The organism is Pseudonocardia sp. NPDC049635 (assembly GCF_040659795.1).
GTDB lineage: Bacteria > Actinomycetota > Actinomycetes > Mycobacteriales > Pseudonocardiaceae > Pseudonocardia.
Genome location: NZ_JBFAON010000015.1, coordinates 74,695 through 95,302, shown reverse-complemented (window position 1 = coordinate 95,302; position 20,608 = coordinate 74,695). Strand labels below are relative to the sequence as shown.

Genomic DNA, 20,608 nt, shown 5'->3' with positions numbered 1-20,608 from the left:
CCGCCACCCGCGGCACCCCGCGGAGAACGGAGCACCCCGTGACGCGGACCGTGCCCGGCACCGACGACTCCCCGGTGAGCACCGGGCCCGCTCCCGACTCGCTGGCCGCCCATACCGGCGTGGTCAGCGAGTCGGAGCACCGCGCGCTGCGGGCCGACATCCGCCGGCTGTCCACGATGCTCGGCCGGACCCTGGCCGACGAGGCCGGGCCCGAGGTCCTGGAGCTCGTCGAGAAGGTACGACACGGTGCCCGCGGCGCGACCGGCCCGGACACGGTGGCGGCCCTGCTGGACGGTATCGACACCGGCACCGCGGTGCTGCTCGCCCGGGCGTTCTCCCAGTACTTCCAGCTGGCCAACGTGGCCGAGCAGCTGCACCGCTCCCGCGAGCTGCGCGCGCTGCGGCCACCGGACCAGCGGCCGCTGCGCACCGTGCTGCGCCGGTTGGCCGCCGAGGCCGACCCGGACGAGGTCGCCGACGTGCTGGCCCGCGCCCAGCTGCGCCCGGTGTTCACCGCACACCCCACCGAGTCCACCCGGCAGTCGGTGCTGGGGATCCTGCGGCGGGTGGTGGACGCACTGGACCGCGGCGCCGGTGATCACGAGCTGGCCGCGCTGGTCGACCTGCTGTGGCAGACCGACGACATCCGGCCCGGCCCGCCGATGGTGATCGACGAGGCGCGCAACATCGCCTGGTTCGCCACCCGGCTCGGCGAGCGGACGGTGCCCGACCTGCTCGACGAGTTCTCCCGCGAGGCCGCCGACGCCGGTCTGCAGATCCCGGCCGACGCCCGCCCGCTGGTGCTCGGTTCCTGGGTCGGCGGCGACCGCGACGGCAACCCGAACGTCACCCCCGCCGTCACCCGGGAGGTACTGGAGCTCAACGCCGACCGCGCCCTGCGGATCCACGCCGAGCAGGTCGAGCAGCTCATCCAGGAGCTGTCGGTGTCCACCCGGGTGATGGGGGTCGCCGAGGAGCTGCGCGGATCGCTGGCCCGCGACCGGCGCGCGCTGCCCCGGGTGCACGACCGGTTCATCCGGCTCAACGCGCACGAGCCGTACCGGCTCAAGCTCTCCTACGTGGCGGCCCGGCTGGAGAACACCCGCCACCGGCTCGCGACCGGCTCGGCGCACCGGCCAGGGATCGACTACCTCGGTGCGGCGGGTTACCTGGAGGACCTGCTGGTCGTCGACCGGTCGCTGCGCGGCCACCACGGTGCCCGGATCGCCGACGGCACCCTGGCCAGGGCGATCCGCTCGGCCCGGGCGCTGGGTCTGCACCTGGTGGAGCTCGACGTCCGCGAGCACGCGCAGCGTCACCACGACGCGCTCGGCGCGATCTTCGACGAACTCGGCGAGCTGGACAGACCCTACGCGGAGCTGAGCCGCGAGGAGCGCCGCGAGCTGCTCTCGCGCGAGCTGCGCAACAAGCGCCCGCTGTTCCGGCGGCACTACGGCGTTCCCGAGGCCGCCGCCGGGGTGCTCGAGTTGTTCGACACGGTGCACGCCCTGCAGCACGAGTTCGGCGACGACGTGGTGCGCACCTACATCGTGTCCATGGCCCAGGGCGTCGACGACCTGCTCGCCGTCGCCGTGCTCGCCCGCGAGTCCTACATGGTCGAGGTGGGGAGCGACCCGCGCTCGTCACTGGACCTGGTGCCGTTGTTCGAGACCGTCGAGGAGCTGTCGAAGGCGGGTGAGCTGCTGCAGGGGCTGCTCGCCGATCCCGGCTACCGCAGACAGGTCGCCAACCGCGGGGACCTGCAGGAGATCATGCTGGGCTACTCCGACTCCAACAAGGGGGCCGGTATCACCACGTCGCAGTGGCAGATCCACCGCGCCCAGCGCCAGCTGCGTGACGTGGCCGCGGAGCACGGTGTGCGGCTGCGGCTGTTCCACGGCCGGGGCGGATCGGTCGGCCGGGGCGGCGGCCCGGCCGGTGAGGCGATCGCGTCGGCACCGTTCGGATCGGTGGACGCCACGATGAAGCTCACCGAGCAGGGCGAGGTCATCTCCGACAAGTACTCGCTGCCCAGCCTCGCGCACGACAACCTGGAGATCCTGCTGGCGTCGATGCTGGACGCGTCGCTGCTGCACCAGGCGTCCCGGTGGCCGGCCGCCACCCTCGCCCGCTGGGACGAGGTGATGGACTGCGTCTCCGCCGCCGCCACCGCCACCTACCGCAGGCTGATCGACGACGAGGGGCTGCCCGAGTTCTTCACCTCGGCCACCCCGGTCGAGGAGCTGGGCAGGCTCAACGTCGGCTCCCGCCCCGCGAAGCGGCCCGGCCGGGGCACCCCCACGCTGGACGACCTGCGGGCCATCCCGTGGGTGTTCGGCTGGACCCAGACCCGGATGGTGGTCCCCGGTTGGTACGGCCTGGGCAGCGGGCTGCGCGCCGCCCGGGAGGCCGGTTACGCCGCCGACCTCGCCGGGATGCGCGAGTGGGCGTTCTTCACGAACCTGATCGGCAACGTCGAGATGACGCTGGCCAAGACCGACCTGCGGATCGCCTCGAACTACGTCGCCACCCTGGTCGACCCGTCCCGGCAGGGCCTGTTCGCCCAGATCCGCGAGGAGCACGAGCTGACCTGCCGGGAGCTGCTCGCCGTGACCGGGGAGTCGCAGCTGCTGGCCCGGCACCCGGTGCTGCGGAACACCCTCTCGGTGCGCGGTGCCTACCTCGAACCCCTGCACCACTTGCAGGTCGAGCTGCTGGCGCAGCGCCGCGCGGCGGGCGACGAAGCCGATCCGGACCTGGAGCGCGCGCTGCTGCTCACCGTGAACGGGATCGCAGCAGGCATGAAGAACACCGGATGACGGGTACGTACCGGACGTGCGGGACGACAACGAACTCACCGACGACTCCACCGGCGACACCGGATCCGGCGTCCAGAACACCCCCGGGCCGGCCCGGCCGGGCACCCGGCAGGTCATCGCCTGGACGCTGATCCTGGCGTTGCTGCTCGCGGCGCCGCTCAGCTACCTGGCCGGCTCCGCCGGAACCGGTGGGCGGATGCTGGCCGTACTGCTGGTGGTGGCGACCCTGGTCGGCGGGCTGGTGGTGATCCTGCGGCGGCGGTGACCGGGGCACACTGGACCCGTGCAGTACAGGCATGCCGGGCCCGCCGATCGCACCGCGCTCGACGCGGTGCTGGTCTCCGCACCCGGGCGTCCCACGCTGCCGGTGCGGCTGACCGTCGAGCTGCTCGGCCGGGCCCGTTCGCACCTGGACCGGCCCGGGCTCACCGTGTGGGACCCGTGCTGCGGGGCGGGCGTCACCCTCGCCGTGCTCGGCCTGCTCGCCCCGGGGATCACCGCGCTGGTGGGCACCGACGTCGATCCCGGGCCGCTGGACCTGGCCCGGCGCAACCTGGGGCTGCTCTCCCCCGGTGGCCTGGCGGCCAGGGCCGACGAGCTGGACGCGCTGTCGGCCCGGCACGGCAAACCGGCCTATGCCGAGGCCGCCCGGCACGCGCGGACCCTGGTCCCCGCCGGGTGTCCCCCCTGGACGGTCGAGGTGGCGGACGCGCTGGACCGGGACCGGACCCGGGCGGCGGTGGGCGAGCGGCGACCGGACGTGGTGCTGGCGGATCTGCCGCACGGCCGGCAGACGTCCTGGGCGCCGACGACCGCCGGGGCCGGCCCCGAAGCGTTCCTGTCCGCCGTGGGATCGGTGCTGGACCCCGGAGCGGTCGTGGTCGCCGTCGACCGGGGCCGCACCCTGCCGGTGCCCGCCGGTGTCCGGCCGTTGGAACGGTTGCGGGTCGGGCACCGGGCGGCGGTGCTGCTACGGGCGGGGGACCTGCACCGGTCGCCGTCCGGCGCCGGGGCTCACAGCCGGGCGTAGGCCGCCAGCAGCTGGTCCCGCGCCGTGACGAGATAGCGGACCAGCTCGTCGGCCGCCTGCTCGGTCCGGCCGGCGGCGATCATCTCGGCGATCTCACCGTTGCGGGCCAGGTAGGGCTCGTGGAACTCGCGCACCTCCGGCATCCGCTGGAAGACCAACCGCATCTCGGCCAGCAGGCGCCCCATCTCCCGTCCCAGCCGGGGGCTGCCGCCCAGCGCGACGACGTCACGGTGGAAGTGCTGGTTCGCATCGGCCACACCGACCCAGTCGCCGGCCGCCGCGGCCGCGCGACCGCGGTCGTAGGCGGCCCGGACCGCGGACACCGCCACCGGATCGCCCGCCAGCAGGCCGTACCTGACCGCGCCCGGTTCGATCACCAGCCGGGCGGAGTAGACGTCGCGGATGTCATCGATCTCCGGTTGCGCGACGAAGACGCCCCGGTTCGGGATCCGGACCAGCACCCGCTCGGCGACGAGCTGGGACAGCGCCTCGCGGATCGTGTTGCGGGACACCTGGAGCGCCTCTGCGAGCGCCTGCTCCGGCAGGCGCGCGCCGACCCGCAGGCGAGCCTCGGCGACCTCGGTCCGGATCCGGTCGGCCACCCGCTCGGAGGCAGGCACCACGATCGCCCGGGACGCGGACAGGGAGGCCAGCGCGTCCTGCACGGAGGCGTTCACGTCGCTCACGAAACCTGATCCTAACGATCCCTGAGGAGAAATGCCCCATTCTGGGATTGCCGGATCGTAGGACAATCAGCCACACTCTCTCGACCTGCAGCGCTCGACGACCGCTACCCGGGAGGCAGCGATGAGCGACGACACGGCCAGGCCGACGAGAACCGCGACCAGGACGGCCCTCTACGGGGCGATGTTCCTGATGGCCACCAGCGCGATCGGCCCCGGGTTCATCACCCAGACCACGACCTTCACCGCCCAGCTCGGTGCTGCCTTCGCCTTCGCGATCCTGGTGTCGATCCTCGTCGACATCGCGATCCAGATGAACGTCTGGCGGGTGGTCGGCGTCTCCGGGATGCGTGCCCACGAGCTGGCCAACCGGGTCGCGCCGGGCGCCGGTTGGCTGCTCACCGCGCTCGTCGTGGTGGGCGGGCTGGTGTTCAACATCGGCAACGTCGCAGGCGCCGGGCTCGGGCTGAACGCGATGCTCGGCCTCGATCCGGCGATCGGTGGTGCGCTGTCCGCACTGCTGGCGATCGGGATCTTCACCATCCGCTGGGCGGGCATGGCGCTGGACCGGGTCGTCGTGCTGCTCGGGCTGCTGATGATCGGTCTCACCGCCTACGTCGCCGTCGTGTCCGGCCCACCGGTCGGCGACGCGCTGCGCCAGACCGTGCTGCCGGACGAGATCAGCTGGCTGGCGATCACCACACTGATCGGCGGCACCGTGGGCGGGTACATCACCTACGCCGGCGCCCACCGGATGCTCGACTCCGGCCTGTCCGGGCCGGAGAACGCCGGCCGGGTCGCGGTCAGCTCGGTGCAGGGGATCCTGATCACCGGCGTCATGCGGGTACTGCTGTTCCTGGCGGTGCTCGGTGTGGTCACCGCCGGGGTGGACCTGAGCACCAGTGACAACCCGGCGGCCGCGGCGTTCGCCGCAGCGGCCGGCGAGGTCGGCCTTCGCCTGTTCGGAGTGATCCTCTGGGCCGCCGCGATCACCTCGGTGATCGGCGCCGCCTACACCTCGGTGTCCTTCCTGACCTCGCGGGACACCCCCGAGCGGACCACCAGGCTGCTGACCGTCGGGTTCATCGTCATCAGCGCGGCGGTCTTCCTGATCGCCGGAGCCGCCCCGGTCACCCTGCTGGTCTTCGCCGGTGCCTTCAACGGCTTGATCCTGCCGATCGGGTTCACCATCCTGCTGTGGGTGGCCTGGCGGCGGCGCGACCTGCTCGGCGGCTACCGCTACCCGCGCTGGCTGTTGGGTGCGGGGCTGCTCGGCTGGCTCGTCACGCTGTTCGTCGGTTACCAGTTCGTCGCCGAGAACATCGGGAAGCTCTTCTCATGACACCGCGCATCGACCTCAACGCCGATCTCGGCGAGTCCTTCGGCCAGTGGGTGCTCGGCGACGACCAGGCCATGCTCGGCCTGGTCAGCTCGGCCAACGTCGCCTGCGGCTTCCACGCGGGCGACCCCTCTACCCTGCGCGCGACGACCGCAGCCGCCGTCGCCGCAGGCGTCACCGTCGGCGCCCAGGTCTCCTACCCGGACCTGCGCGGTTTCGGTCGCCGGTTCCTCGACATCGAGCCCGCCGCCCTGACCGACGACGTGATCTACCAGATCGGTGCCCTGGACGGCCTGTGCCGCGTCTCGGGGACCCGGATCCGGTACGTCAAGCCGCACGGTGCGCTCTACAACGCGACCCGCACGCACACCGCACAGGCACGTGCGGTGATCGAGGCGGTCCGTGCCTACGACGCCTCCCTCCCGGTGCTCGGGTTGCCCGGTTCGGAGCTGCTGGCGCAGGCGGAGCGGGCCGGTCTGCGGCCGGTGGCCGAGTTCTTCGTCGACCGTGGTTACACCCCCGAGGGCGCGCTGGTGCCGCGCCGCGAACCCGGTGCCCTGCTCGACGACGCCGGTGCCGCCGCCGAGCGGCTCGTCCGGATGCTCACCGACGGCGTGGTCCGGGCGGTCGAGGGCACCGACGTCGCGGTCCGTGCCGAGTCCGCCTGCGTGCACGGTGACTCGCCCGGCGCGGTCGCGATGGCCCGCCGGGTCCGCGAGGCCCTCTCGCGTGCCGGGATCACCGTCGAGGCGTTCGCGGCATGAGCACGACCTCCGGCCTCACCCCCGCACAGGCCCGCGCACGCTTCCGGGGCGGCCTGGTCACCACCACCTCGGGCTGGTGCGCGGGTTGGACCCAGGTGAACCTGATCGCCGTCCCCCGCGAGTACGCCTGGGACGTGCTGCTGTTCGCCCAGCGCAACCCGAAGCCCTGCCCCGTGCTCGACGTGCTGGAGCCCCGGGAGTTCGCCGGTGCCCTGTTCGACGGTGACGTCCGCACCGACCTGCCCCGCTACCGGGTGTACGTCGACGGCGAGCTCGTCGAACGGCCCACCGACGTGCGCGAGCACTGGCGTGGCGACCTGGTCACCTTCCTGATCGGTTGCAGCTTCACCTTCGAGAACGCGCTGCTCACCGAGCGGGTCCCGGTCCGGCACCTGGAACAGGGCGGCACGGTGCCGATGTACCGGACCACCCGGCGCTGCCGCTCCGCCGGCCGGATGTCCGGCCCGCTGGTGGTGTCCATGCGGCCGGTGCCCGCCGCGCTGGTGGACACCGCCGTGTCGGTGACCGCCCGCTACCCGGACGTGCACGGCTCCCCGGTGCACGTCGGCGACCCGGCCTCGCTCGGCATCACCGATCTCGACCGGCCCGACCACGGCGACCCGGTACGCATGACGGGTGACGACGTCCCGGTGTTCTGGGCGTGCGGGGTGACCCCGCAGGCCGCCGTCCTGGAGTCCCGGCTGCCGCTGGCGATCACCCACGAACCCGGCCACATGCTGGTGACCGACACCCGCGACACCGACTACCTGATCTGAGTCATGATCGACGCATGACGAACGACCCGCACGCCTGGCTCGAGGACGTCACCGGCGCCGAGGCGCTCGCGTGGGTGAGGGACCACAACGCCCGGACCGAGGAGCGGCTCACCGCGACACCGCTGTTCTCCGAACTGGAGTCCGGCATCCGGGAGGTCCTCGACGCACCGGCCCGCATCCCGTTCGTCGGGCAGCGCGGCGGTTACCTCTACAACTTCTGGACCGACGAGCGCAACCCGCGCGGGGTCTGGCGGCGCACCGCCCTCGAGCAGTACCGCACGGACTCCCCGGAATGGGAGATCCTGCTCGACGTCGACGCGCTCAACGAGGCCGAGGGAGAGAACTGGGTCTGGCACGGTGCCCGGTTCCTGCGCCCGGACCTGGACCGGGTGCTCATCGACCTGTCCCGTGGCGGCGCTGACGCCGACGTGACCCGCGAGTTCGACCTGACGACCCTGGACTGGGTGCCCGACGGTTTCGTCCGGCCCGAGGCCAAGGGCGGCGCGGCCTGGCTCGACCGGGACACCCTGCTGGTCGCGACCGATTTCGGTGAGGGCACGACCACCGATTCCGGCTACCCGCGCACCGTGCGACGCTGGGCCCGCGGCACCCCGCTCGCCGACGCCGAGCTCGTCTTCGCCGGTGAACCCGGCGACCTGAGCGTCTCGGCGTACCGCGACCACACCCCCGGTTTCGAGCGGACCTTCGTGCGGCGGGCGCTGGAGTTCTACGCCGACGAGCTGTACCTGCTCGACGACGACGGCGCCCTGCGCAAGATCGACGTCCCGGACTCGGCGGTCGCCGACGTGGAGCGCGAGTGGCTGCTGCTGGAGCTTCGCGAGGACTGGGACGGCTTCCGTGCCGGGTCCCTGCTCGCCGCCCGGTTCGACGACGTCCTGGCCGGCACACCCGACTGGGAGATCCTGTTCGAGCCGACCGACGAGTCGTCGCTGGCCGGGTACACCTGGACCCGGCACCACCTGGTGCTCAACGTGCTGGAGAACGTGGTCAACCGGCTGTCCGTGCTCACTCCCGGCGAGACCGGGTGGACCCGCTCCGCATTCCCCGGTGCGCCCGAGTTCGGCAGCGTCGGTGTGTCCGCGGTGGACAGCGACGAGAACGACGACGTGTGGCTGACCGTCACCGACTACCTCACCCCGGCGTCGCTGGCGATCGCCACCGTGGGCAGCCCGCCGGAGACCCTCAAGAGCGCACCGGGGTTCTTCGACTCCTCCGGGCACGTCATCGAGCAGCACTTCGTCACCAGCGACGACGGCACCCGGGTGCCCTACTTCCTGGTCCGGCCGGTGGACCTGCCGTTCGACGGCACCGCACCGACCCTGCTCTACGGCTACGGCGGCTTCGAGATCGCGCTGACCCCCGGTTACTCGGGCGGGATCGGCCGCTCCTGGCTGGCCCGCGGCGGGGTCCACGTGGTCGCGAACATCCGCGGTGGCGGCGAGTACGGCCCCCGCTGGCACCGGGCGGCGCTGCGGGAGAACCGGCACCGCGCCTACGAGGACATGGCCGCCGTCGCCCGCGACCTGATCGCACGGGGGATCACCGCGCCGGAGAAGCTGGCCGTGCAGGGCGGCAGCAACGGCGGGCTGATGGCCGGGAACATGCTGGTCCGCCACCCCGAACTGTTCGGCGCGGTCGTCATCCAGGTACCGCTGCTGGACATGAAGCGCTACAGCCACCTGCTCGCCGGGGCGTCCTGGACGGCCGAGTACGGCGACCCGGACACCGAGGACTGGGAGTTCATCCGGACGTTCTCGCCGTACCACCTGATCGACGCCGACGCCGACTACCCGCCGGTCATCCTGCTGACCTCCACCCGGGACGACCGGGTGCACCCCGGGCACGCCCGCAAGTTCGCCGCGGCGCTGGAGGCGGCGGGGCACGACGTCACCTACTACGAGAACATCGAGGGCGGGCACGGCGGCGCCGCGGACAACGCCCAGGCCGCACGGATGGCGGCGCTGGCCTACGCGTTCCTGTGGGAGCGGCTCGGCGGGTGACCGGGGGCGGGCGTCCCGGCCGAGCTGGTCGCCCGGCTCCGGGCGCCGTAGGTGTGCCCGGTCGGGGTGGTGGTGCGGGTGCCGTGCGTGGTGGGTTCGACCCACCATCCGGGTTGTTCGCGCAGATGGTTGTGCAGCTCGCACCACTCCGGCGACCGTGGCTCGGACAGCAGTCGGCCCCTCCCGGCACGGTCCGTGCCCTGACGGGAGCCATCGGCGAACTACTCTCGCGTCCATGACAGAGGAGCGGACGGGCGAGGTCGTGATCCGGGTACGCGGTGAGCACGAACGCGAGGTCCCCGCCGAGCGGGGCACCGCCCACGTCGTCGTCCGCGCCCAGGGGCCCGAGCCCGGGCCGGTGCGGGCTCAGGTGGAGGCCGACACCGCGGCCGTGCTGGCCGACGTCCGCGCCTGGCACGACCCGGACGCGGGCCCCGTCCGCCGCTACGTCGTCGACCAGGTCCGCACCTCGGTGCAGCAGCCGACGCACAAGGGACGGCCACGCCCGGCGGTGCACCACGCCTCGGTGTCGGTCTCGGTGGAGTTCGACGACGTCGCCCGGCTCGGCGGCTGGCTGTCCTCGCTCGGCTCGGTCGCCGGCGCCCAGCTGCGCGGCATCGGCTGGGACCTGGCCCGTGAGCACCGGCGGGAACTGGAGCGTTCGGTCCGCCAGGAAGCCCTGCGCCAGGCCCGCGAACGCGCCCAGGACTACGCCGACGCGCTCGACCTCGGCCCGGTGCGGCCCCGGCAGGTCGCCGACGTCGGCCTGCTCGGCTCGGCGCCGGCTCCCGCGCCGCTGGCCAGGGCCACCTTCGCCGCCGCGGCCGTTCCCGAGTCGGCCGACGACGGGCTCGGCGAGCTGCTGCGGCCCGACGACGTCACGGTGCAGGCCGCGGTGGAGGCCGAGTTCGTCGTCGGGTAGCTCTCGCCGGTCAGCCCTCGCCCGCCGCGATGTCGGCGTGCTCGTCACGCAGCTGCCGCTTGAGGATCTTGCCGCTCGGGTTCTTCGGGAGCGCGTCGGCGAACACGACGTACTTGGGCCGCTTGTAGCCGGCGAGCTTCTGCCGGGCGTGCGCGTGCACCTGCTCCTCGGTGAGCGCCACACCCTGTTTCGGCACGACGACCGCGGTGACCGCCTCGATCCAGCGCGGGTGGGCGACCCCGAACACGGCGACCTCGGCGACGCCGTCGAGCAGGTAGAGCGCCTCCTCCACCTCCCGGGAGGCGACGTTCTCACCACCGGTCTTGATCATGTCCTTCTTGCGGTCGACCACGCTCAGATACCCGTCGGGAGTCATCACGCCCAGGTCACCGGAGTGGAACCAGCCACCGGCGAACGCCGCGGCGGTCTTCTCCTCGTCCTCGTAGTAGCCGAGGGTGGCGTGCGGCGAGCGGTGCACGATCTCGCCGACCTCCCCGGGCGGCAGCTGCCGGCCCGCGTCGTCGACCACCCGGGTCTCGACGTTCAACGACGCCCGCCCCGCGGAACCGGCCCGCTCCAGCTGCTCCTCCGGACGCAGGATGGTGGCCAGCGGGGACATCTCGGTCTGACCGTAGAAGTTCCAGAGCCGCACGTCCGGGAGCCGCCGGGACAGCTCGTGCAGCACCTCGACCGGCATCGCGGCCGCGCCGTAGTAGCCCTTACGCAGGCTGGACAGGTCGGTCGAGTCGAAGTCCGGGTGGCGCAGCAGCCCGATCCACACCGTCGGCGGGCAGAACAGCTTGGTGACCTTCTCCCGTGCGATCGTGGCCAGCAGCGTCGCCGGGTCCGGGCCCGGGAGGATGATGCTGGTCGCGCCCAGGTAGACGTCGACCGAGAAGAAGCAGTCCAGCTGCGCGCAGTGGTACATCGGCAGCGAGTGCAGCTCGACGTCGTCGTCGGTCATCCCGCCGTCGACGATGCAGGACTGGTACTGGGCGATCAGCGAACGCGACGACAGCATCACGCCCTTGGGCCGGGACTCGGTGCCCGAGGTGTACATCAGCCGCAGCGGGTCGTCGTCACCGACGTGCACGTCCGGCTCGCCGGGATTCTCACCGGAGCCGTCGATCCAGTCGGCGACGTCGACCCAGTCACCCGTCGCGGGTCGGCCGGACAGCCCGATCCAGCCGCGCACCCGCACCGGGGCGTAGGAGTGCGCGAGCGCCTTCTCGGCGGTCTCGGCGAGCGCGTCCTCGACGACGAACGCGCTCGCCCGCGAGTGGTCGAGGATGTAGGCGATCTCCTCGGGGCCGAGCATGAAGTTGACCGGCACGAGCAGGACGCCCAACCGGGCGGTCGCGAACGCGAGCACCCCGAACTGCCGGCAGTTGTGCGAGAGCAGGGCCAACCGGTCGCCCTTGGTCAGACCGTGCTCGGCGAGGGCAGCGGCGCAGCGGTTCACCGCGGCGTCGAACTCGGCGTAGGTCCACCGGGTGTCGCCGTCGACCACGGCGAGCCGGTCCGGGTGCCGCACCGCGGTGCGGTGCAGGAGGTCCCCGACCGAGTGCCGGCGGGCCCGCGTGATCGCGGCGGTGGTCTGCTCGCTGAACTCTGCGGCGGCGCTGCTCATGCCCTGATCCTGCACCAGCCTGCCGCGCACCGTCATGTGGTGCGCCGTCACATCGGGCGGGCGCCCGCGATGGGGCCACGACCCGTGGCGGTCTCGCAATCCGCCCCGTATGTTCCGTTCGTCAATCTCGTTGATCGACAGGAGAGGTGCACGGCATGGCCCGATCCGGCGCGAGCACCCCGACCGGGACCCCGCTCTCCCGCGCGATGCGCCCGGTGAACGCCCTCGTCGAACGGTACATACCGTCGGCGCTCGTGTTCGCCATCGTCCTGACCTTCGTGGTCGGCCTGATGGCCGTCGCGCTGACCGACTCCGGGCCGGTGGAGGTCGTTGCGAGCTGGGGCGACGGACTGTCCGGTCTGCTCGACTTCATCACTCAGATGGCCCTGATCCTGCTGCTCGGACACATGCTGGCTCACACCCGCCCGGTGCAGCGCCTGCTGAGGGCACTCGGCTCGCTGCCCCGGACCACGATGCAGGCCTACCTGTTCGTCTTCCTGGTCGCCGCGGTCGCCTCGCTGATCACCTGGGGCCTGGGTCTCGTGGTCGCGGCGCTGATCGCCCGCGAGGTCGCCGCGCAGGGCCGCGAGCGAGGCCTGGCACTGCACTTCCCGATGCTGGTGGCCGCCGGGTTCTCCGGCTTCGTCGTCTGGCACATGGGTTACTCCGGTTCGGGGCCGCTGCTCGCTGCCACCGAGGGCTCGTTCATCGCCGAGCAGCTCGGGGCGCCGATCCCGGTGAGCGAGACGACGTACTCGACCTGGAACCTCCTTGCGATCGTGGCGACCCTGGTCGCCGTCGCCGGCGCGCTCTACCTGGTCGCTCCGCGGCCCGGAGAGAACGTCCGCGAGTTCGCCGCCGACGAGCCGGCCGTCGTCACCGGGCCTGCCGACGACGTGCGCACCCCCGCCGACCGGGCGGACGGCAGTCGTGTCCTCACCACGTTGCTCGGGTTGCTCCTGGTCGCCTACCTCGTGCACCACTACCTGACCGGCGGCGGCCTGACCCTCGACATCGTCAACTGGACGTTCCTCTGCCTGATCCTGCTGCTGGCGGCGAACCCGTTCGAGATCATCACGCTGACCCGGGGCGCCGCGTCGAACGTCGGGGAGATCCTGCTCCAGTTCCCGCTCTACGCCGGCATCCTCGGCGTGATGACGGCCACCGGTCTGGTCGAGGTCATCTCGGCCTGGTTCGTCGGCATCTCCACCCCGGTCACCTTCGGACTCCTGACCTTCCTGTCGGCGGGCCTGGTCAACATCGCCATCCCCTCCGGCGGTGGGCAGGTCGCCGTGCAGGGGCCGGTGATGATCGACGCGGCGAACCAGATCGGGGTGGACCCCGCCGTCGCGCTGATGGCGATCGCCTACGGTGACCAGTGGACGAACATGATCCAGCCGTTCTTCGCGCTGCCGTTGCTCGCCATCGCGGGGTTGAAGATCCGCGACATCCTCGGTTACACGACGGTCACCCTGATCGCGTCCGGCATCGTGTTCGGAGCGACGATGTTGATCATCTCACTGTGACCACGCGTCGCGCCGCTCACGCCGCCGGGTCGAGGGCCAGTTCGCGGAAGCTCCCGGAGTGGTACACCAGCGGCTCCGCCGGGACGACCCGCGCCCCGTGCACCCGCAGCAGGACGATCTGGTGGTCACCGGCCGGGACCAGCTGCTCGACCGAGCAGTCCAGCTGCCCCGACGAGCCCGCCACGAACAGCGCGCCGTCCGGGGTGGCGGCGAGCTCCAGACCGGCGAACCGGTCACCCTGCTTCGCCGACAGCTGCCGGCACGCCACGGAGTGCTCCGAGCTCAGCACACTGACGCCCAGCCGGGGCAGCCCGGCGAGCTTCGGCCAGGTCGACGACGTGTTCTGGATGCAGAACGACACCAACGGTGGATCCATCGAGACCGAGGTGAAGCTGCTGGCCGCGAGGCCCACGGGGCCGTGCGGTCCCTGGGCGCAGACGGCGACCACCCCACTGGGGAAGCAGCCGTAGAGCGCGCGCAGCGCGGCGGAGTCGAGGACGGGATCGGCGGACCACATCACGAGCAGAACCCTTCGGTACGCAGGTCGGACACGGAGATCAGCGGAACGGAGTGTCGGTCGGCGAGGGCGCGCAGCCCGGCCGGGCCCATCGGTTCACCCGCGTCGTCGACGACCTCGGCGAGCGCGGCGACCGGGGCCAGCCCGGCCCGGTCGCACAACCGGACGGCGGCCTGTGCCACGGCGCCCGCGGTGCTCGGGCACGGCTCGGTGCCCACCAGCTCGACGAGCACGTGCCCGGGAACGACGAGATCCTCCGGCGCGGTGCCGGGATCGGCGAGCATCCGCAGCGTGGTGGCCCGCGCGGCGGCGCTGATCCCGGTCCCGGTGCCGGCGCCGTCCACCGCGACGGTCTGCAGGTTCCCGCGTCGTTCCCGGTCGGTGCCCCCCATCAGGGGCAGTCGCAGTGCGTCCGCCCGGACCGGTTCGACGGCGGCGCGCAGCAGACCGCAGGTGTGGCGGACCGCCCAGACCACCGCGGTGGTGCTCGCGGTGGCCGCCGCGAGCACCACCGTCCCGGCGTCCGGCCCGGTGATCAGGACCGGCCGCCCCTGGGCGAGTGCCTCCACCGCCGACAGGACCGGTCTGTGGTCGGTATGCAGCGTCACCGTCACGCCGCACCCGCCGCGGTCCGCACCCCGGCGACGGCGGTGAGCGGCGCTCCCCACAGGGCGGCCCATTCGGTGAGCTGCGCATCGAGCTCGCCGGAGTCGATCGCGGACTCCAGCACGTAGAGCCCTCGGGTCGGGCAGGAGGCGCCGATCTCGATCAGCACCGGGCGCAGCTGCTCCTCCACCGCCAGGCTGTGCAACGGGGCGGCACCGACCATCAGCGGCACGGTGGCCAACCCGCGCAGCTCGTCCCGGCCGAACTGGTCCAGGAAGGACTTCAGCAGGCCGGTGTAGGAGGCCTTGTAGACGGGTGTGGCGACGACCAGCAGGTCGGACTCGAGGACGGTGGCCTTCGCCGCCGCGACCGCGGGATCGCCCCAGCTGAACAGCCCCCCGGTCAGCTCGGAGACCTCCACCGTGGTCACCTCCGCGGAGGGGGCGACGACCGCCGCGGCGGCGCGGGCCGCCGTCGCGGTACGCGAACCCGCCTTCGGATTCCCGACGACGACCGTCACCCGGTTGAGAGAACCAACGAACTCGTTCATGCCCTCCATCGTCCGGCCGTCCGCGTCGTCGCCGGTGACTGCGGTGTCACGAGTTCTTTGCGCCGCACCGGACGGCACGGCGGGGGGCCGTTCCCGCAGGTCGGGCACCGTGCCACGGGGTGATGCGCCGCTCACGTCGCGGCTCGGGCGCAGCACCGGTGACGGCCCCGCGCTCCCACCGGCGCTGCTCACCGGGCACCGCCCCGAGCGGGAGCGCGCCGCGTACCGGGGTGCGTACGGCGGTACTCGGCGACCACCTCCAGCAGACGGGCGGTGTGCTCGACGGCCACGTCCGGCGGGAGCTGCTTGGCGCCGCTCAGCGAGAGCCCGTCGACGACGCCCTCGTAGCGTTCCAGGGTGGCGAGGACGTCGGCGGGTGTCCCGGTGACGGCGAGCTCGTCGACCATCCGGTCGCTCACCGCGCGCACCTGGGCCGGGAAGTCGTCCGCGCGCAGGGCCCGCTCCCCCGCGTCGAGCTCCGCGGCGAACCCCAGCGGTTCGAGGAAGGTGCGGAAGTAGGGGATCCGGAAGTAGTACGCGATGGCGTGCCGGGCCAGGTCCCTGGCGCGCTCCGCGTCGTCGTCGACACCGCAGAACCGGCCGACGGTCACCGCGAACTCGGTCCGGTCCCGGCCCGACCGGGCCAGCCCGACGTCGACGAGGCCCGGGGCGACATCGCGCAGCCAGCCCAGCGGGAGGATGCCGTTGAACATCACGCCGTCGGCGACCTCGGCGGCGAGCTCGGTCATCCGGCGCTGGGTGGCCCCGAGCAGCAACCGGACCGGGAACCGGGTGAAGCCGGGGCCGACGTAGCCCCGGGTCGGGAAGTACGGGTCGTCGACGGCGGTCGGAGCGTCCGGGGTGGCGTCCAGACAGGCCCGCAGCGCCCGCAGGTACGAGCGCATCCGCGGAACGACCGGATCGAACTCCAGTCCGTGCCAGTCCTGCACCCTGGCCCGTGGCAACGGGCCGATGCCCAGGTCGAACCGACGCCCGCCGAGTGCGGCGATCGTGTGCGCCGCGTGCGCGGTGGTGGCCGGGGTCCGGCTCCACCCGGCGATCGTGGAGACCTGGCGGACCCGCTCGGTCTGCGCGGCCACCGCCGCGAGCAGTGTGAACGACTCGGCACCGAACTGTGAGTCGCCGACGCCGACCTGGTCGAACCCGGCCGCGTCCGCCCCGCGGGCGAGGTCGAGCGCGGAGCGCACACCGACCTCCCCGACCCCGAGACCCAGCTCCATCATGTGCGTGTCCTTTCTCGTCGAGGGTCTCGGAGCCGCGGGGATCAGAACTCCAGCAGGTTCTCCTTGAAGGTGTCGTAGGAGTAGCCGGAGCGGATCATGCCGCGCTTGCGCAGCACCGGTGCGAGGCCGTCGCAGACCTCGGTGAGGGCCTTGCGGGTCGGTGGGATGCGGACCAGATAGCCGTCCCCGTCGATCTCGTCGGCGAGCTCGCCCATCTGGGAGGCCACCGAGTCGGGGGTCCCGACGAGTTCGATCGAGCCGACGGTCTGGCTGCGCGCCTGCAACGCCTCGCGCAGCGTCTTGCCCTCGGCCCGCTTGACGAAGTCGTCCACCAGGCTCTGGTGCCCGTTGTGCAGCCCGCTCAGGTCGGGCAGCGGGGCGTCCAGCTCGAACTGTGAGAAGTCCAGGCCCGAGTAGTACGACATTCCGGCGAGCAGGCCTTCGATGTTGGCCGCCGTCGCCTCCTGCATCGCCTTCTGCTTGGCCCTGGCCTCCTCCATCGAGTCACCCAGGATGGGGTGGATCAGGAACAACACCTTGGCGTCGTCGGGCTTGCGGCCGTGGGCCACCAGCCGGGCCTTCATGTCCTGGTGGTACTCCTTGAGGTTCTCCACCCCGGGGTTCTCGGCGAGCGAGGCGATGATCGTGTCGGCGTGCGCTGCCCCGAAGTTCCGGCCGGCCGGCGAGCCGCCCGCCTGGCAGATCACCGGGTGCCCCTGCGGGCCGGGCATCGAGTTGAGCGGCCCGCGGGAGGAGTAGTACTCCCCCTGGAAGTCGGCGGTGTGGACCTTGGTGTGGTCGGCGAACACCCCGGTGACCTCGTCCATGACGACCGCGCCCGGTTCCCAGGTGTCCCACAGCGCCTTCACGCAGCGGATCCACTCGTCGGCCATCACGTAGCGCTTGTCGTGCTCGACGTGCTTCTCGAAACCGTAGTTCTGTGCCGCGGCGTGCGGGCTCGCGGTGACCAGGTTGACCCCGACCCGGCCCTCGGTCAGGTGGTCGAGGGTGACCATGAGGCGAGCCGCGAGGTACGGCGGGTAGAAGGTGGTCGCAGCCGTCGCGACGATCCCGAGATGGCGGGTGTGGGCGGCGAGCAACGGCACGAGCGGCATCGGGTCGAGCCGCATGGTGCCGTTCTTGAGCGCGTGTTCACGGCTGCCCTGGTAGACGTCGGGGATGACCGAGGAGTCCTCGAGCATCATGTAGTCGAAACCCGCTCGCTCGAGCGAGGTGGCGATGTCGATGAACAGCTTCGGGTTCGCGACGTCGCGCGCCGAGTTGCCGGACCATCGCTGGTTCCAGCCGTAGACTCCGAATCCCATTCCGACGAACCATCCCATGTGGAACATGGATGTACTCCTTGCTGTGAGCAGTGGGCTGTGGGTAGTGGCGGGTCAGAACGCGAGCAGGTTGTCGCGCAGGTGTTCGTGGCTGTAGCCGTCGCGGATCAGGCCGCGCCGGCGCAGTGCGCCGCCCAGCCCCTCGGCGATCTCGGCGACGAAGCGCGGTGTGACGGTGCCGCTGATCAGGAAGCCGTCGCCGCCGGCCTCCTGCATGTACTCACCCATCTGGGCGGCCGCGGCATCCGGCGTGCCGATCACCCGGATCGCCTGCGGCGGGGCCTCGACCAGCTCACGCAGGGTCGCCGCGGTGGCGCCGGTGTCACCACCGAGGAGGCGCTGCATGGTGCTTCGGGCTGCGTTGGTGTGGATCTCCGGGACCGGGGCGTCCAGGTCGAAGGTGGTGAAGTCCACCCCGGAGGCGAACGACAACGCGGCCAGCGCCCGTTCGCGTCGCTGCTCGACGGTGCCCAACTGGATCTCGGCGAGCTCGTCGGCCATCTCCTGCGAGTCGGCCAGGATCGGGCTCACCACGAACAGGACCTTGCAGTCCGTGGGCTTGCGACCGGCGGCGACCAACCGCTCGTCCATGTCCTCGCGGTAGGACTTCATCGCCTCGACGCTGCCGACCGAGGCCACCACGGTGTCGGCGTGTTCGGCGGCGAACGCGCGGCCGGCGGGTGAACCCCCCGCCTGGCAGATCACCGGACGGCCCTGCGGGCCGGGCATCGTGTTGAGCGGCCCGCGCGAGGAGTAGTACTCCCCCTGGAAGTTCGCCTCGTGCACCTTGGTGTGATCGGCGAACACCCCGGTGACCTCGTCCATCACGATCGCGCCCGGTTCCCAGGTGTCCCACAGCGCCTTCACGCAGCGGATCCACTCGTCGGCGCGGCGGTAGCGCTCGTCGTGCTCGATCTGGCCGTCCATACCGAAGTTCTGGGCGGTGCGCAGGTTGTGCGAGGTGACCATGTTGAGACCGACCCGGCCCTCGGTCAGATGGTCGAGGGTGGCCATCAACCGCGCACCGAGGTACGGCGGGTAGAAGGTGGAGGTCATCGTCGCGATGATCCCCAACCTGCTGGTCGCGGCACCGATCAGCGGGACCAGCGCCATCGGGTCGTGCTTCGGCGCGGTGCCGGAGGCGAGTGCCTGCTGCATGGACCCGCCGTGCACGTCCGGGATGAACGAGGCGTCCTCGAGCATCATGTAGTCCCAGCCGGCGCGCTCGAGCGATACGCCCATGTTGACCCACTGCTGGGGCTTCATCCATTCCGTCGGTCGGACGCCCCACCGCGAGCCGAACGCTGCGGCGTTGTAACTGAGGAACCACCCCATGTGGAACATCGCATCTCCTGGGATTCGGTGACGACGGACAGACTCGGTCGGGCGGGTTACCGATGGCCGCACCCGCAGTTTCCCGACGGTTGCGCCGGGGGGTGCGGTGATCGGGTCAGGTCAGGAGGTGGTCGCGCAACGTTGCGCCGGAGTACTCGGTACGCAGCAGGCCGCGCCGCTGCAGGACGGGGACGACCTCGTCGACGAACCGCCGGAGCGTGCCCGGGACCTGGGTCAACCGGGAGAGGATGAAACCGCCGTTGCGGCCGGTGGCCTCGTGCAGTTCCTCCATCCGGTCCGCGATCTGCTCGGGCGTGCCCACTGCCTCCGCCGCGCCGCGCAGCAACCGCTGCTCGGCGTACTCCAGCAGCGGTGTGTCGGCGCCCGCGGACCGGACGGCGTCGGCGAGGTACCCCCAGTGGGTGTGCGCGGACCGGACGTCCTCGACGATCTCCCCGAGCAGCGTGTCCGGCGGGTACCGGGAGAGGTCCACACCGAACAGGGCCGACATGTTCTTGATCGGTGCCCCGGGCGGCTGCATGTCCAGGTACTCGCGGTCGCGTCGGGCCAGGTCGTCCGGCGAGTCGAGGACCTCCACCCGGATCGACCACAGCATCCCGACGTCGCGGTCCTTCCGGCCGGCGGCGACCAGTGCCTCGTCCATCGCCGCTCGGTGCTCCCGCATCGTGGCGAGGGTGCCGTTGGCGGCGAACTGGTAGTCGGCGAACTCCGCGCCCAGCGCCAGGCCGGCCGGGGACTGACCGGCCTGGATGATCGGCGGGCTGTGCTGGGGACCGGGCAGCACCGGCAACGGACCCTGGATCCGGAAGTGCTCACCGGAGAAGTCGACGTGCCGCACCTTCGTGGGGTCGGCGAACACGCCGGTGCGGGGATCCATCACCACGGCGTCCGGGTCGACGCTGTCCCACAGCGCCTTCGTGGCGCGGATGTGCTCGTGGGCGCGGGCGTAGCGTGCCTCGTGGGCCATGATGTCGTCGTGCCCCCAGCACCTGGCCTCGTTGCGGTAGGCGCTGGTCACCGCGTTCCAGGCGATCCGCCCCTCGGTGATGTGATCGAGCGAGGCGAACAGGCGGGCCACGTGGAACGGGTGGTGGTACGTGGTGGACATGGTGATCCCGAAGCCGAGATGACGGGTCACCCGCGACATCGCGACGACGGTCGGCATCATGTCCAGCTTCGGCCAGTTCACCCCGTACCGGACGGCTTCGGAGAAGTCCCCGTCGGAATCGTGTGGAGTTTCCGCGGCGTCACCGAAGAAGACCATGTCGAAACACCCGCGCTCGACGATCCTCGCGATGTCCTCATACATTTCCGCGCGGCCGTAGTACGGGTACCCGGTCCAGGATCCCTTTCCCCGCCAGCTTCCGTTCGCATGTGCGAAGGACAGATCCGCAGCCAGATGCATCATCGTTCCGTCGGCCATGTCGCAGACGGTGCGGCGCCGTCGTTACGCCAGTTCTCCGCACGTGTTTCGGCAGCGTT

17 protein-coding genes and 1 pseudogene are annotated in these 20,608 nt (G+C 71.8%); 9 read left to right on the top strand and 9 right to left on the bottom strand.

Annotated elements, in window-relative coordinates; all coding sequences use genetic code 11:
- Positions 1 to 38 precede the first annotated feature (38 nt).
- The 3 genes from ppc to AB0J24_RS18635 are packed head-to-tail and all read left to right on the top strand — an operon-like array spanning position 39 to position 3,849.
- Positions 39 to 2,819 (top strand): phosphoenolpyruvate carboxylase, encoded by a 2,781-nt coding sequence (gene ppc / locus AB0J24_RS18645; RefSeq protein ID WP_358682903.1) that lies wholly within the window; start codon positions 39 to 41, stop codon positions 2,817 to 2,819.
- 16 nt (positions 2,820 to 2,835) lie between these two features.
- Complete coding sequence (locus tag AB0J24_RS18640; RefSeq protein ID WP_358682901.1) at positions 2,836 to 3,084, top strand: hypothetical protein; 249 nt, start codon at positions 2,836 to 2,838, stop codon at positions 3,082 to 3,084.
- 18 nt (positions 3,085 to 3,102) lie between these two features.
- Positions 3,103 to 3,849 (top strand): rRNA methyltransferase, encoded by a 747-nt coding sequence (locus AB0J24_RS18635; protein WP_358682899.1) that lies wholly within the window; start codon positions 3,103 to 3,105, stop codon positions 3,847 to 3,849.
- Here the strand turns inward: AB0J24_RS18635 and AB0J24_RS18630 are convergent.
- Positions 3,834 to 4,535 (bottom strand): GntR family transcriptional regulator, encoded by a 702-nt coding sequence (locus AB0J24_RS18630; protein ID WP_358682897.1) that lies wholly within the window; start codon positions 4,533 to 4,535, stop codon positions 3,834 to 3,836. The two genes, AB0J24_RS18635 and AB0J24_RS18630, sit on opposite strands and share 16 nt — an antisense overlap.
- Positions 4,536 to 4,656: 121 nt before the next feature.
- On the opposite strand from AB0J24_RS18630, the gene AB0J24_RS18625 reads away from it, so the two are divergent.
- From AB0J24_RS18625 to AB0J24_RS18605, 5 genes and pseudogenes are all read left to right on the top strand, one after another.
- On the top strand, positions 4,657 to 5,874 hold the full coding sequence (locus tag AB0J24_RS18625; protein ID WP_358682895.1) for an NRAMP family divalent metal transporter: 1,218 nt from the start codon (positions 4,657 to 4,659) through the stop codon (positions 5,872 to 5,874).
- Positions 5,871 to 6,635: a 5-oxoprolinase subunit PxpA gene (locus AB0J24_RS18620; RefSeq protein ID WP_358682893.1), complete on the top strand. Its 765-nt coding sequence runs from the start codon at positions 5,871 to 5,873 to the stop codon at positions 6,633 to 6,635. The genes AB0J24_RS18625 and AB0J24_RS18620 overlap by 4 nt, the downstream gene beginning before the upstream one ends.
- Positions 6,632 to 7,411, top strand: coding sequence for a putative hydro-lyase (locus tag AB0J24_RS18615; protein WP_358682891.1), 780 nt, complete (start codon positions 6,632 to 6,634; stop codon positions 7,409 to 7,411). Before AB0J24_RS18620 ends, AB0J24_RS18615 begins: the two co-directional genes overlap by 4 nt.
- Positions 7,412 to 7,425: 14 nt before the next feature.
- Positions 7,426 to 9,429 (top strand): annotated as a pseudogene (locus AB0J24_RS18610) (prolyl oligopeptidase family serine peptidase); the annotation flags it as partial.
- A 238-nt stretch (positions 9,430 to 9,667) separates the two neighbouring features.
- On the top strand, positions 9,668 to 10,354 hold the full coding sequence (locus AB0J24_RS18605) for an SIMPL domain-containing protein (RefSeq protein WP_358682889.1): 687 nt from the start codon (positions 9,668 to 9,670) through the stop codon (positions 10,352 to 10,354).
- 10 nt (positions 10,355 to 10,364) lie between these two features.
- Here AB0J24_RS18605 and AB0J24_RS18600 read toward each other — a convergent pair whose 3' ends face one another.
- Positions 10,365 to 11,984, bottom strand: coding sequence for an acyl-CoA synthetase (locus tag AB0J24_RS18600; RefSeq protein WP_358682887.1), 1,620 nt, complete (start codon positions 11,982 to 11,984; stop codon positions 10,365 to 10,367).
- 155 nt (positions 11,985 to 12,139) lie between these two features.
- Between AB0J24_RS18600 and AB0J24_RS18595 the strand changes: the two genes are divergently transcribed.
- On the top strand, positions 12,140 to 13,510 hold the full coding sequence (locus AB0J24_RS18595; RefSeq protein ID WP_358682885.1) for a TIGR00366 family protein: 1,371 nt from the start codon (positions 12,140 to 12,142) through the stop codon (positions 13,508 to 13,510).
- Positions 13,511 to 13,526: 16 nt separating this feature from the next.
- Here the strand turns inward: AB0J24_RS18595 and AB0J24_RS18590 are convergent, their stop codons facing one another.
- The 7 genes from AB0J24_RS18590 to AB0J24_RS18560 form a co-directional block, all read right to left on the bottom strand.
- Positions 13,527 to 14,027: a flavin reductase family protein gene (locus AB0J24_RS18590; RefSeq protein ID WP_358682883.1), complete on the bottom strand. Its 501-nt coding sequence runs from the start codon at positions 14,025 to 14,027 to the stop codon at positions 13,527 to 13,529.
- Positions 14,027 to 14,635, bottom strand: coding sequence for a 3,4-dihydroxy-2-butanone-4-phosphate synthase (locus tag AB0J24_RS18585; RefSeq protein WP_358682881.1), 609 nt, complete (start codon positions 14,633 to 14,635; stop codon positions 14,027 to 14,029). Before AB0J24_RS18585 ends, AB0J24_RS18590 begins: the two co-directional genes overlap by 1 nt.
- A 2-nt stretch (positions 14,636 to 14,637) precedes the next feature.
- Positions 14,638 to 15,183: an NAD(P)H-dependent oxidoreductase gene (locus AB0J24_RS18580; protein ID WP_358682879.1), complete on the bottom strand. Its 546-nt coding sequence runs from the start codon at positions 15,181 to 15,183 to the stop codon at positions 14,638 to 14,640.
- 188 nt (positions 15,184 to 15,371) lie between these two features.
- On the bottom strand, positions 15,372 to 16,427 hold the full coding sequence (locus AB0J24_RS18575; protein ID WP_358682877.1) for an LLM class flavin-dependent oxidoreductase: 1,056 nt from the start codon (positions 16,425 to 16,427) through the stop codon (positions 15,372 to 15,374).
- Between the two features lie 41 nt (positions 16,428 to 16,468).
- On the bottom strand, positions 16,469 to 17,779 hold the full coding sequence (locus AB0J24_RS18570) for an NtaA/DmoA family FMN-dependent monooxygenase (protein WP_358682875.1): 1,311 nt from the start codon (positions 17,777 to 17,779) through the stop codon (positions 16,469 to 16,471).
- A 45-nt stretch (positions 17,780 to 17,824) separates the two neighbouring features.
- On the bottom strand, positions 17,825 to 19,105 hold the full coding sequence (locus AB0J24_RS18565) for an NtaA/DmoA family FMN-dependent monooxygenase (protein ID WP_358682992.1): 1,281 nt from the start codon (positions 19,103 to 19,105) through the stop codon (positions 17,825 to 17,827).
- A 115-nt stretch (positions 19,106 to 19,220) separates the two neighbouring features.
- Positions 19,221 to 20,549, bottom strand: coding sequence for an NtaA/DmoA family FMN-dependent monooxygenase (locus tag AB0J24_RS18560; protein ID WP_358682873.1), 1,329 nt, complete (start codon positions 20,547 to 20,549; stop codon positions 19,221 to 19,223).
- Positions 20,550 to 20,608 lie beyond the last annotated feature (59 nt).